The sequence below is a fragment of the Trinickia sp. HAY1-2D genome (genome assembly GCF_056754935.1).
The window spans coordinates 3039982-3053237 of record NZ_JBPGWX010000002.1; the positions used below are offsets into that span (position 1 = coordinate 3039982).

Consider the following 13256-nt stretch of genomic DNA (forward strand, 5'->3'; position numbering starts at 1 on the left):
CGCCGAAGCGGCCCCGCCAAACACCTGACGACAACTCGAGACTACTAAAGCACCTACTCGGTACTACAGCGCCCGGTACCATTGCACCACTTGTTCGACCGCCTGGTCGACCGTGAGCGCCGAAGTATCGAGCAGCTTCGCATCCGCCGCGGGAGCGAGCGGCGCGACCGTGCGATTCGTATCGCGCGCATCGCGCTCGCGCAAATCCCGGAGCAAGTCATCCATATTAGCAGAAAACCCTTTTTGGATCAATTGCTTATACCGGCGCGCCGCGCGTGCCTCCACGCTCGCGGTCAGGAACACCTTTAATCCCGCATCAGGGAAGATCACCGTCCCCATATCGCGGCCATCGGCCACGAGCCCGGGTTCCCTGCGAAACGCGCGCTGGCGGGCGACCAGCGCCGCGCGCACGGGCTGGTGCACCGCGATGGCCGACGCCCGATTGCCGACTTCCTCCGCGCGGATTTCGTTGGACACGTCGATCCCGTCGAGCTGCGCGCAGCCCTCCCGGAACGTGATATGCAGGCCGTCGACGAGGTCGGCGAGCGCCTCGGCGGCATCCGTGGGCACCTGGTAGCGCAGGCTCGCCAGTGCCGCGAGCCGATAAAGCGCGCCGCTGTCGAGCAAGTGAAATCCGAGCTTTGCCGCGACGAGCGCGGCCACTGTGCCCTTGCCCGAGGCGGTCGGCCCGTCGATGGCAATGACAGGGGTCTGGTGAAAGGGACGGGTCGGTTTCATCGATCAATCGGGGGCGACCAGCGTCTTGAAGCGGTCGAAGTAATCGGGGAACGTCTTGGCGACGCATTTGGGGTCGTTGATGCGCACGGGCGCACCGATCAGGCTCACGAGCGAAAAGCACATCGCCATGCGGTGATCGTCGTACGTGTCGATCGCCGCATTCGGCACGAGGCGCCCTGACGCGGGCGGTGTGACGGCCAGCCAGTCCGGCCCTTCTTGCACATTCGCGCCGAGCTTGCGCAATTCCGTCGCCATCGCCGCGATGCGGTCCGTTTCCTTCACACGCCAGCTCCCGATGTTGGTGAGCCGCGTCGTCCCGTCGGCCGCGAGCGCCGCAATGGCGAGCGTCATCGCGGCATCGGGAATGAGATTGCAGTCCATTTCGATCGCTTCGAGACGGCCGTGGTCATGGCCGATCCCCCGGATCTCGATCCAGTCTTCGCCCATCGCCACGTTGGCGCCCATGCGCGCGAGTGCCTGGGCGAAAGCCACATCGCCCTGAATGCTGGCGCTGCCCACGCCCACGACACCCACCGGCCCGCCGCCGAGCGCACCCGCCGCCAGGAAGTACGAGGCGGACGACGCGTCGCCTTCGACGGCGATCGAGCCGGGCGACTGATAGCGCACTCCCGACGGCACCGTGAACCGCCGCCAGTCTTCGCGCTCGACGGTCACACCGAAGCGCGCCATGAGTCGTATCGTGATCTCGATATAGGGTTTCGAGATCAGCTCGCCGTCGACTTCGACGATCGTCGTGCCGCTTTTCGTGCGCACGAGCGGCAGCGCCATCAAAAGCGCGGTCAGAAACTGGCTCGACACGTCGCCGCGCACGGTGATCGGCGCTTCGACGCTGAGCGCCGCGGGACGAATCCGCAGCGGCGGATAGCCCTCGTTCGCCTCGTAATCGATACGCGCACCGATTTGCCGCAGCCCATCCACGAGATCGCCGATCGGCCGCTCGTGCATGCGCGGCACGCCATGCACGCGATAATCGCCGCCGTTGACGGCCAGCGCCGCCGTGAGCGGACGCACGGCCGTGCCGGCATTACCGAGAAAAAGATCGGCCGTTTTCGCCGTGAACGCGCCGCGTGTGCCCTGCACCACGCACCGATCGCCGTCGCGCGTGTACTTCACGCCGAGCTTCGCGAGCGCGTCGAGCATCACGCGCGTGTCGTCGGAGTCGAGCAGATTCGAGATCGTCGTCTCGCCTTCGGCGAGCGCGGCCAAGAGCAGCACGCGGTTCGAGATGCTTTTCGAGCCGGGCAAACGAACCGTGCCCCGCGCATGCGGGTACGGTCCAAGATCGAGATAGTCCATAGCCGTTCCTGTTTATTCCGGAGCGAGGTCGCCGTGGGGCCGCGCCGCCACGGTTTGCGCGCCGCGTTCCTGCCATTCGGTGCGTGCTTCGCGCGAGCGTGCGAACACCGCTTCGAGCGCAGCGCCGTCGCCGGAGACAATCGCCGCCCGCAAGCGTGCGAGCACGGCCGTGTAGGCATCGAGCTCCGCGACGAGCGCCGTCGCGTTCGCCAGGCAGACATCGCGCCACATCTCCGGGCTCGACGCGGCGATCCGCGTGAAATCCCGGAACCCGCCGGCGGCAAACGAGAACTTGAGCGCCGCATCGGGCGCGCCGAGAATTTGCTCGACAAGTGCGAACGAGAGCAAATGCGGCAGGTGGCTCACCGATGCCAGCACGCGATCGTGCTGCTCGGCTTGCATCGTGCGAACGCGCGCGCCCGCCGCGAGCCAAAGCGCCTCCACGCGTGCCACGTCCTGCGCCCGATTCTCGGGCAGCGGACACAGCACGACGTTGCGTCCGACATAGAGATCGGGCAATGCCGCCTCGACGCCGCTCGATTCGCGGCCTGCGATGGGATGCCCGGGCACGAACTGCGCGATACGGGTACTCAGCGCGGCGCGCGCCGCTGCGACGACATCGCCCTTGGTGCTGCCCGCGTCGGTCACGAGCGTCCCGGGATCGAGAAACGGCGCGATCCGTGCCAGGAGCGGCGCGGTCTGCGCCACCGGCGCCGCGAGCAAAACGAAATCCGCGCCGGCGAGCGCGCGAGCCAATTCGGCGTCATCGTCGAGCGCGGCCGTCTCGTCGACGACACCGAGCGCGCGAGCCCGTTCGGCCGATGCAAGGGAGCGGCCCACGCCCACGATCGTACGTGCGCCGCCCACCCCGCCGCGTTCGCGCAAGGCGCGAGCGAGCGAGCCGCCGATCAGGCCCACACCGAAAATCACCAGTTTGTCGAAAAAGAAGGTGCCCACGACCGTCCGAAAAAATGAAACATCAAACTCTTAGCGCCTGCCGCTCCGAGCGGGGCGGCACAGCGCAACACGCGGCGCGCCGGCTCAGGCCGGCGCAAGTGCCTTCTCGAGCGCGGCGATGAACGCGGCGTTTTCCTCCGGCAGGCCGACCGTCACGCGCAGCCATTGCGGCAAACCATAGTTGCCGACGGGCCTCACGATCACGCCTTGCTTGAGCAGCGCAAGGTTCACGCGCGCACCCGCGCCATCGTCGTGGCCTACGCGTACGAGCACGAAGTTGCCGAACGAAGGCACATATTCGAGACCGAGCTTTTCGAACGCCTGCGTCAGCTGGCGGTAGCCCGCCGCGTTGAGCGCGGCGCTCTTCTCGAGGAACGCCGTGTCGCCGAGCGCGGCGATCGCTGCGGCCTGCGCAACGGTGTTGACGTTGAAAGGCTGACGCAGGCGGTTCAGGAGATCGGTCAGCGGCGGTTGGGCGATGGCGAGGCCGATGCGCAAACCCGCGAGTCCATACGCCTTGGAAAAGGTGCGCGAAACGAGCAGGTTCGGATAGCGGCGTACCCACTCGATCGAGTTGTAACGCTTCTCGGCGGGCAAATATTCGGTGTAGGCCTCGTCGAGCACGACGACGACGCTCTTGGGCACCTTATCGAGAAACTTCTCGAGTACCGGCCCCTCGACGAAGGTACCGGTCGGATTGTTGGGGTTCGCGATGAACACGAGCCGCGTATCGGGCTCGATCGCGCTCAGCATTGCATCCAGGTCATGACCGTACTCGACGGCGGGGACCACGATCGCGCGCGCACCGAGGCCTTGCGTGGCGAGCGCATAGACCGCAAACGAATACTGGGCATAGACGACCGATTGCCCTTTTTCCACGAACGCATGCGCCGCGAGCTCGAGAATGTCATTGCTGCCGTTGCCGAGCGTGATCCAATCGGCCGGCACGCCGTAGCGCGCGCTGATCGCGGCCTTTAATTCGAATGCATTCGAATCCGGGTAGCGTCCCAGTTCCTCGACGGCCCGCGCCATTGCGGTCTTGGCCGCGTCCGGCATGCCGAGCGGGTTTTCGTTCGACGCCAGCTTCACGATGCGCGCCTCGTCGAGCCCGAATTCGCGCGCAACCTCGGAGATCGGCTTGCCGGCGATATAGGGGGCGATCTGGCGCACATAGGAAGGGCCGTATTGCGTGGTCATGAAAGTCTCCAAACGGGCGATGCTGCGTGTCATAAGAATACGATTGGGTCGCTCTCGGTGCGCGTGGCCGGCCGCCTCGGTGGCCACGCGTTCACCGCGTCAGCGCGCGCGCGGATACGAGCCCAGGATCTTGAGAAAAGCCGCTTTTTTCTCGAGCTCGGCGAGCGCCGCGGCAACGGGCGCGTCCTCACGATGGCCTTCGACGTCGATATAGAAGTAGTACTCCCACGTTCCGACACGTGCGGGCCGCGATTCGAAGCGCGTCATCGAGACGCCATGCCGCGCAAGCGGCTCGAGCAACTTGAATACGGCACCCGGCTCGTTCTTGACCGAAACGATCAGCGAAGTCTGGTCAAGCCCGCTTTGCCCCGCTGGTGCGCGCCCGATCACGACGAAGCGCGTGCGGTTATGCGGATCGTCTTGAATCAGCGCAAACGCGGCCTGCAGGCCATAGCGCGCGGCCGCGCGGTCGCCCGCGATCGCGGCAACGCTCGCATCGGCCGCCGCGATGCGCGCGGCCTCGGCATTGCTCGACACCGCTTGCCGCTCGACGTGCGGCAAGTGCGTCGCGAGCCAGCGCTGGCATTGCGCAAGTGCCTGCGCGTGCGCGCATACGCGGGTGACACCGTCGGTGCCGCCGCTTTGCGTGAGCAGATTGTGGTGAATCGGCAGTGCGATTTCGCCGCCGATGGAAAGCTGCGTCTGCAAGAGTAGATCGAGCGTGCGCGAAACCGCGCCTTCGCTCGAATTCTCGGCGGGCACGACGCCGAACTCGGCGGCGCCTGCCTCGACGGCACGGAACACTTCGTCGATCGACAGACACGGCAGCCCTTCGATCGAATGACCGAAATACTCGTGCATCGCCTCTTCGCTATACGTGCCGGCCGGCCCGAGAAACGCCGTCATGATCGGACGCTCGAGCGCGCGGCTCGCGGCCATGATCTCGCGCCAGATGGCACTGATATGTTCGTCGACGAGTGGCCCCGCGCTCATCGACTGCAGCCGCGCGATCACCTGCTGTTCGCGCTCCGGGCGGAACACCGGCGCGTTGTAGTGCTTCTTCACCTCGCCCACTTCGAGCGCGATCGCCGCGCGCTGGTTGAGCAGCGCGATCAGTTGCGCATCGATTTCATCGATGCGGTCGCGCAGCGGTTTCAATCTTGAATTGAGTTCGTCGTCCATGCGTGAAACGGCCATATCGAAAGTCGGCGCGCGCGTGCGGCGGCGCGCCGGCTTCCCGTTACCCGCGCCTTCTCAAGCGCGGGACTGTTCGAATTCCAACATGTACTCGACGAGCGCTTCGACGCCCTCGAGCGGCACCGCGTTGTAGATCGATGCCCGCATGCCGCCGACGGACTTGTGACCCTTCAGCTGCATCAAGCCGCGCGCTTTGGCGCCGGCCAGGAAATCCTCGTTGCGCGACTCGTCGGCAAGGAAGAACGGCACGTTCATCCTCGAGCGAGAGCCGGGCTCCACCTTGTTGATATAGAAGTCGCTCGCGTCGATCGTGTCGTAAAGCAGCTTCGACTTCGCGAGATTGCGCGCCTCCATCGCCCGGATACCGCCTTGGCGCTTGAGCCACTTGAACACGAGCCCCGCGATGTAGATCGCGTATGTGGGCGGCGTGTTGTACATCGAATTGTTGGCCGCCACGGTCTTCCATTCGAAGGCCGACGGGCAGATCGCGAGCGAGCGCTCGAGCAGATCCTCACGCACGACGACGAGTGTCACGCCGGCCATGCCGATGTTCTTTTGCGCGCCGCCGAACATCACCCCGAATTTGGCAACGTCGAGCGGGCGGGAAAGAACATGCGAGGAGACGTCCGCAACGAGCGGGATATCGCCGAGATCGGGAATATCGAAGGTCTCGACGCCGTGAATCGTCTCGTTCGTGCACAAATGCACATAGGCGGGATCGTCCGAAAGCTGCCACTCGGCGCGCCGCGGCGCGCGCGTGAATCCGTCCTCCGTCTGCCCGCTCGCCGCGAGATGCGGCGTGCAGTACTTGCCCGCTTCCTTGAACGACTTTTGCGACCACGAACCGGTGATGACGAAATCGGCCGTCTTGCGCGCGCCGAGCAGATTCATCGGCACGATCGCATTCTCGGCCAGGCCGCCGCCCTGCATGTAGAGAATATGGTGGCTGGCCGGCACCTCGAGCAATTCGCGCAAATCGACGAGCGCCTCTTCGTGAATCGATACGAACTCGCGCCCGCGATGGCTCATTTCCATCACGCTCATGCCGCTGCCGCGCCAATCGAGCATCTCGTCGGCCGCCTGGCGCAACACTTCCTCCGGCAACGCCGCAGGACCGGCGGAGAAGTTGAAGACGCGCATCGTTGAAACCCCTGGGGAGTGAGACACGGCGGCGAACACCATTCGATTGGGCCGCACGGGTCGGAAATAGATAATGGCCGTTCGCGCATGTCGCGCAAACGGCCATTATCGCATCGTCGCTCGAAAGCCGCCAAAGCGTGCCCGCTCGGGGAGGCACGCCGGCGGCTTGCCGGCGCCGAAACTCAGGCGACTTACTTGCCCGGCTTGACCGACGCCACTTCCTTGTCGGCCTGGTCGCGCGTTGCCTTGATCGATTGCGGCATGTACTTCTGCATCAAGCCGTTCACGACGTCGCGGCCCACCTGGTCCTGGACTTCGATGAACTTGTGACCCGTCGGGCTCTTGTAGAACGTCGTGAGGTCCTTGATTTCCTGCGTCGTGTAGTACTTACCGTACGCATCGTATTGCGCTTGCATCGCGTTGTTGCGGAACGAGTCCGTCGCGAACACCTGGCCCGCGGAGTCGACGAGCTTCGGCACCGCATTCTTTTGCAACGTCGGCACGGCTGCCTGCTTTTGCTTGTCGTTCAGCGACTTGTTCTCCGACAGCGCGTCCGAGAGGATCGCCGGCACGAGCTGCTTGGCCTGCATCTGCGCGCTGTTGGCGATGGCGCCGACGAGCTTTTGCGCGTCGATGGCGGCGAGCAGTTCCTTGATCGCAGCCTGCTTGGCCGGATCGTTCGCAGCGGCGGCTGTCGTCGTGGACGGTGCCGAGCTCTGCGTCGACAGAGCCTGCGCCATGGCAAAGGTCGGCACAAAGGCGGCCAGCAGCATCCATTGTTTGAAACGTCGTTGCATCGTCACTCCCTCTAAAAATTAATTCGGTTCCGGCGTTCGATCAGACTTCGCCGTCTTCGCCGTTTGCGTCTTCAGCCGGTGCCGCGTCCACTTCGACATCCGCGTCGGCTTCCGCGATCTGCTGCAGGCCCGAAAGCTTCGTGCCCTCGTCAAGGCTGATGAGTGTAACACCCTGCGTGGCCCGCCCCATCTCGCGGATCTCGGCAACGCGCGTGCGAATCAGCACACCCGTCGTCGTGATCAGCATGATCTGGCTTTCGGGGTCGACGAGCGTGGCGGCCACCACCCGGCCGTTGCGCTCCGAGGTCTGAATCGCGATCATGCCCTTCGTGCCGCGGCCGTGGCGCGTGTACTCCGTGATCGGCGTGCGCTTGCCGAACCCGTTTTCGGTTGCGGTCAGCACCGACTGCTCCCCGCTGCCCGCGACGAGCATCGCGATCACCTGCTGCCCCTCTTCGAGCTGCATGCCGCGTACGCCTCGCGCCTCGCGGCCCATCGGGCGCACGTCGTTCTCGTCGAACCGCACGGCCTTGCCGGCATCGGAAAAGAGCATGACGTCGTGCTGGCCGTCCGTGATGGCCGCGCCGATCAGGAAATCGCCTTCGTCGAGACCGACCGCAATGATACCTTTGCGCAATGGTCTGCTGAAAGCCTCGAGCGGCGTCTTTTTGACCGTGCCGAGGGATGTCGCCATGAAGACGTACTTGTCGGCCGAGAACTCCTTGACCGGCAGCACGACGTTGATCTTCTCGCCATCTTGCAGCGGGAACATGTTCACGATCGGACGGCCGCGCGAATTGCGCGAGCCCTGCGGCACCTCGTAGACCTTGACCCAGTAGACGCGGCCGCGGTTCGAGAAGCACAGGATGTGGTCGTGGGTGTTCGCGATGAAGAGCGTGTCGATCCAGTCGTCCTCTTTCATCTGCGTGGCCTGCTTGCCGCGCCCGCCGCGTTTTTGCGCCCGATACTCGGAAAGCGGCTGCGACTTCACGTACCCCGCGTGCGACATCGTCACCACCATGTCCTGCGGCGTGATCAGATCTTCGGTGTTGAGCTCGGTCGCATTGAGTTCGATACGCGAACGGCGCGCGTCGCCGAACTCGGCCTTCACCGCCGCCAGCTCGTCGCCGATGATTGCCGTAATGCGTTCCGGGCGCGCGAGGATGTCGAGCAGATCGGCGATCTGGGCCATCACTTCGCGGTACTCGCCGATGATCTTGTCCTGCTCGAGGCCCGTCAAGCGCTGCAGACGCATCTGCAGGATTTCCTGAGCCTGCGTATCGGAGAGCTTGTAAAGGCCGTCCGCCTGCATGCCGAAGGCCGGGTTGAGCCCTTCCGGCCGGTAGGCCTCGCGCCCGCCCGCGGCTGCATTCTCGGTTTCGGCGCGCGCGAGCATGTCGCGCACGAGCGACGAATCCCAGGCTCGCGCCATCAATTCCTGCTTCGCGATCGGCGGTGTCGGCGCGGCCTTGATGATCGAGATGAACTCGTCGATGTTGGCCAGCGCGACCGCCAGGCCTTCGAGCACGTGGCCGCGCTCGCGAGCCTTGCGCAACTCATATACGGTGCGCCGCGTCAGCACCTCCCGCCGGTGCGAGAGGAATGCCTGGAGCATTTCCTTCAGGTTGAGCAGCTTCGGCTGGCCGTCGACGAGCGCAACCATATTGATGCCGAACGTGTCCTGCAGCTGCGTCGCCTTGTACAGATTGTTGAGGACGACTTCCGGCACCTCGCCGCGCTTCAGCTCGATGACGACACGCATGCCGCTCTTGTCCGACTCGTCGCGAATATCGGAGATGCCCTCGATCTTCTTCTCGTTGACGAGCTCGGCGATGCGCTCGAGCAGCGAGCGCTTGTTCACCTGGTACGGCAGCTCGTCGACGATGATCGCCATGCGCTGGCCGCGATCGATTTCCTCGAAGTGCGTCTGCGCGCGCATGACCACGCGTCCGCGGCCCGTGCGATAGCCGTCGCGCACGCCGGCCACGCCGTAGATGATGCCGCCCGTCGGAAAGTCGGGCGCCGGCACGATCTCGATGAGCTCGTCGAGGCTCGCGCCCGGATCCTTCAGCAGATGCTGGCAGGCATCGACGACTTCGCCGAGATTGTGGGGCGGGATGTTGGTCGCCATGCCGACGGCGATGCCCGACGAACCGTTGATGAGCAGGTTCGGAATGCGCGCGGGCAGGATGAGCGGCTCGTTTTCACTGCCGTCGTAGTTCGGGCCGAAATCGACCGTTTCCTTGTCGATATCCGCGAGCAGCTCGTGCCCGATCTTCGCCATGCGGATTTCCGTGTACCGCATGGCTGCGGCGTTGTCGCCGTCGACCGAGCCGAAGTTGCCCTGCCCGTCCACGAGCATGTAGCGCAACGAAAAATTCTGCGCCATGCGCACGATCGTGTCGTATACCGCCTGGTCGCCGTGCGGATGGTATTTACCGATCACGTCGCCCACGATACGCGCGGACTTCTTATAGGCGCGGTTCCAGTCGTTGTTGAGTTCGTGCATCGCGTAGAGCACGCGCCGATGCACGGGTTTGAGGCCGTCCCGAACGTCGGGAAGCGCACGTCCGACGATTACGCTCATCGCGTACTCGATGTACGAACGGCGCATTTCCTCCTCGAGGGAGATGGGCAGAGTCTCTTTGGCGAATTGATCCATTATCCGTATCTTTTCGGGGCGAAAGCGAACCGGGAGCCGGTTGCCCGCCAACCCGGCATCGGGCGCCGGGCATCACGCGATTCTAGCATGCCGGGCGGGGCTGCCCCGAGCGCGCACATACTCCCCCAGCGGGGCGACGGCAAGAGGGCGCCATGGCGTCGATTTAGGGCCGTCGCGAGGCAAATTTTTCTTTTCCGCTGGCACGCATCGTGCGGGTGCCGACCGCTCGGAGAAGCCCGTCCCGCTTACCTGTTGCGGACGCACCACAATAAAAACGGGAGGCTCCAGGCGGCGGGATTTTTTTTTCGTAAGAAGGGAACGATATGGCAAAATGCCAACGCACTTGGTTAGACGCTGCTCGAAGTGTCCGCATGGCGTGGCGTTTTTTGTGCCGCACCAATGTTATACTTCGAGCAATGTATGACTTGTCTTCGTCATCCAGGCTCGCAGTAAACCTGCGGTAATCTCAAATTCGAGAGGAGAAATATGAATAAACTTTCAAAGCTCGCGTTCATTGCAGCTACCGCAGTTATGGCTGCATCCGCTTCGGCACAGTCGGTGCCGGCGTCGCGACAAGCCACGAATGACAACTGGGTCAACGGCACCGGTGAATACGTGTGGATGAACGGCACGAACGAGCTTTGCTGGCGCGATGCATTCTGGACGCCCGCAACGGCGAATGCCAAGTGCGACGGCGCTCTCGTCGCCCAGGCCCCGACGCCGCCGGCTCCCCCGGCCCCGGCAGCTCCGGCCATCACGAGCCAGAAGGTCACATATCAGGCCGACACGCTGTTCGACTTCGACAAGGCCGTCCTGAAGCCGTCTGGTAAGCAGGCGCTCGACGATCTGGCCTCGAAGATTCAAGGCATGAACACGGAAGTCGTCGTTGCAACGGGCTACACGGACCGCATCGGTTCGGACAAGTACAACGACCGCCTGTCGCTGCGCCGTGCGCAAGCCGTGAAGGCCTACTTGGTCAGCAAGGGTGTTCCGGCGAACAAGATCTACACGGAAGGCAAGGGCAAGCGCAATCCGGTCAAGGACTGCGCAGGCAAGAAGGTCACGGCAAGCCTCAAGGCCTGCCTCGCACCGAACCGCCGCGTGGAAGTCGAAGTGGTCGGCACGCAGCAAACGAACGCTCAGTAAAACAGCGTCCGCTGCAGCCTCAAAAAACCCCGCTTCGGCGGGGTTTTTTTCTGCTCGGCGCGCGGATTCGACCCATCGCCGCGCCGGCGACTTTTAACGCCGCACCGGGCCCGATATACTCGGCCCTAGCCCGTGTGCGTCTATTTATATTGTTACCCTCTATTAATATTGTTACCGCTCGATACGCCATGACCAACGCCGATCCCCACGAATTGCAGAAATTCAGCGATCTTGCTCATCGCTGGTGGGATCCGAATGCAGAGTTCAAGCCGCTGCACGAGTTGAATCCCGTGCGGCTCGCCTGGATCGACTCCCATGCGCACCTGCCCGGCAAACGCGTGCTCGATGTCGGTTGCGGCGGTGGCATCCTGTCCGAATCGATGGCAGGCCTCGGGGCACAGGTCAAAGGCATCGATCTTTCGTCGCAGGCGCTTGGCGTAGCCGATCTGCACAGTCTCGAAAGCGGCATCACCGTCGAGTACGAGGAAATCGCCGCGGAGGCCCTGGCGGCACGCGAACCGGGCACCTTCGATGTCGTCACGTGCATGGAGATGCTCGAACACGTGCCCGATCCGGCTGCCATCGTGAAGGCGTGCGCCATGCTCGTGAAGCAGGGCGGATGGGTGTTCTTCTCGACGCTCAACCGCAGCATCAAGTCATATCTGTTCGCCGTCATCGGCGCGGAATATATCGCTCAAATGCTGCCCAAGGGCACGCACGATTACGCACGCTTCATCCGCCCTTCCGAACTCGCCGCATTCGCGCGCGCGGCCAACCTCGACGCTGCCGAGGTGAAAGGCATCACGTATCGGCCGCTTGGCAAGCATTTCATGCTCTCCGACGACACGAGCGTCAATTATCTTTTTGCCTGCCGCCGGGCGAAGGTGGACGCATGAGTCAGCCGACGCCCCAACCCGAACTGACCGACGGCATCGCATCGATCGGCTTGTGCCGCGGCGTGCTGTTCGATCTCGACGGTACGCTGGCCGACACGGCGCCCGATCTCGTTGCTGCCGTCAACAAGATGCGAGTGGACCGGGGCCTCGACATGGTGCCGCTCGACACGTTGCGGCCGCTGGCGTCGGCCGGTGCGCGCGGCTTGATCGGCGGCGCATTCGGCATCGGCCCGGAGGATCACGGGTATGCGTCGATGCGCGACGAGTTTCTCGCCAATTACGAAGCGGACCTTTGCATCGAAACGACGCTCTTTCCCGGCATCGGCGAATTGCTGGACGTCCTCGATGCGCGCAACGTGCGCTGGGGCATAGTCACGAACAAAGTCGGCCGATTGACGATGCCTCTCGTCGAGCAACTCGGACTTGCCTCGCGCGCAGCATGTGTCGTCTCCGGCGATACGACCCCTCATTCGAAGCCGCACCCTGCCCCCCTGCTCCACGCGGCTGAAAGCCTCGCGATGCGTCCCGAGCGGATCGTTTATATCGGTGACGATCTGCGTGACGTGCAAGCGGGGTTCGCGGCGGGCATGATCACGGTGGCGGCGGCCTACGGATACTGCGGCACCGATCTGCCGCCGGCGATGTGGCACGCGCAGCACATCGTCGATTCGCCGCAACAGTTGCAGCAGTTGCTGCACGAGCTGCGGTGAAGGCCCGGCCGGGGTGCCCGCCGGGTCGACAGCGCAGCGCTTGAAATACGGCCGAGCCGCACCATCTTGTGTTCTGTGGGATAATCCCACCTACACACAGGGGCCGACCTGGTTTCGACGTGGGTAATGAAGCAGTTCAGGGCATACCGAGGACCCGTCACCTCGTAAATCAATGGGAATTAAGTAACTGCGAACGATCTTTCGAAGCGCTTCGGCGCGGCGTCTAACGACGCTCTCGCACTGCAGGCCGCCTAAAACCGGTCTCCCTCGCACTGGCTCGCTGATGGGTCAGGGTCGCAAGACCAGCGAGGTCTCTTACGTCAGCTAATCCTTGGTGGTGTCACGCTGCCAGGGCCGAAAATCAAGTGACTCGCCGTAACGAAGCGTGTTCGTCCGCGTCGGTGCGGTTAAATCAAATGACTGAACTAAGTATGTAGAACTGGCTGTGGACTATTTGCGGACGCGGGTTCGATTCCCGCCGGCTCCACCAATACCGAAG

Annotated in this window: 11 protein-coding genes and 1 other RNA gene; 4 read left to right on the forward strand and 8 right to left on the reverse strand. The window is 63.8% G+C overall.

Features of this window, described 5'->3' with window-relative positions; translation table 11 throughout:
- Positions 1 to 63 precede the first annotated feature (63 nt).
- The 8 genes from cmk to gyrA form a co-directional block, all read right to left on the reverse strand.
- Positions 64 to 738, reverse strand: coding sequence for a (d)CMP kinase (cmk, locus tag ACR9ZC_RS21190; protein WP_331570530.1), 675 nt, complete (start codon positions 736 to 738; stop codon positions 64 to 66).
- A gap of 3 nt (positions 739 to 741) precedes the next feature.
- Positions 742 to 2055: a 3-phosphoshikimate 1-carboxyvinyltransferase gene (gene aroA / locus ACR9ZC_RS21195; protein WP_481581819.1), complete on the reverse strand. Its 1314-nt coding sequence runs from the start codon at positions 2053 to 2055 to the stop codon at positions 742 to 744.
- Between the two features lie 12 nt (positions 2056 to 2067).
- Entirely contained in the window at positions 2068 to 3012 is a 945-nt protein-coding gene (locus ACR9ZC_RS21200; protein WP_481581820.1) for a prephenate dehydrogenase, read from the reverse strand.
- An 84-nt stretch (positions 3013 to 3096) separates the two neighbouring features.
- The gene (hisC, locus tag ACR9ZC_RS21205; protein ID WP_481581821.1) at positions 3097 to 4209 is read right to left on the reverse strand and encodes a histidinol-phosphate transaminase; all 1113 of its coding nucleotides are present in this window, start codon (positions 4207 to 4209) and stop codon (positions 3097 to 3099) included.
- A gap of 99 nt (positions 4210 to 4308) precedes the next feature.
- Entirely contained in the window at positions 4309 to 5391 is a 1083-nt protein-coding gene (pheA, locus tag ACR9ZC_RS21210) for a prephenate dehydratase (protein WP_331570557.1), read from the reverse strand.
- A gap of 72 nt (positions 5392 to 5463) precedes the next feature.
- Positions 5464 to 6546, reverse strand: a complete 1083-nt coding sequence (gene serC / locus ACR9ZC_RS21215) for a 3-phosphoserine/phosphohydroxythreonine transaminase (RefSeq protein ID WP_331570522.1) — start codon at positions 6544 to 6546, stop codon at positions 5464 to 5466.
- 191 nt (positions 6547 to 6737) lie between these two features.
- Entirely contained in the window at positions 6738 to 7343 is a 606-nt protein-coding gene (locus ACR9ZC_RS21220) for a DUF2059 domain-containing protein (protein ID WP_481581822.1), read from the reverse strand.
- Positions 7344 to 7383: 40 nt separating this feature from the next.
- On the reverse strand, positions 7384 to 10005 hold the full coding sequence (gene gyrA / locus ACR9ZC_RS21225; protein WP_331570518.1) for a DNA gyrase subunit A: 2622 nt from the start codon (positions 10003 to 10005) through the stop codon (positions 7384 to 7386).
- Positions 10006 to 10491: 486 nt separating this feature from the next.
- Between gyrA and ompA the strand changes: the two genes are divergently transcribed.
- From ompA to ssrA, 4 genes are all read left to right on the forward strand, one after another.
- Positions 10492 to 11151 (forward strand): outer membrane protein OmpA, encoded by a 660-nt coding sequence (ompA, locus tag ACR9ZC_RS21230; protein WP_331570516.1) that lies wholly within the window; start codon positions 10492 to 10494, stop codon positions 11149 to 11151.
- 188 nt (positions 11152 to 11339) lie between these two features.
- On the forward strand, positions 11340 to 12047 hold the full coding sequence (gene ubiG / locus ACR9ZC_RS21235) for a bifunctional 2-polyprenyl-6-hydroxyphenol methylase/3-demethylubiquinol 3-O-methyltransferase UbiG (RefSeq protein ID WP_481581823.1): 708 nt from the start codon (positions 11340 to 11342) through the stop codon (positions 12045 to 12047).
- The gene (locus ACR9ZC_RS21240; protein ID WP_481581824.1) at positions 12044 to 12757 is read left to right on the forward strand and encodes an HAD family hydrolase; all 714 of its coding nucleotides are present in this window, start codon (positions 12044 to 12046) and stop codon (positions 12755 to 12757) included. The genes ubiG and ACR9ZC_RS21240 overlap by 4 nt, the downstream gene beginning before the upstream one ends.
- 99 nt (positions 12758 to 12856) lie before the next feature.
- Positions 12857 to 13247, forward strand: a transfer-messenger RNA (tmRNA) gene (ssrA, locus tag ACR9ZC_RS21245).
- The last annotated feature ends 9 nt before the right edge of the window (positions 13248 to 13256 follow it).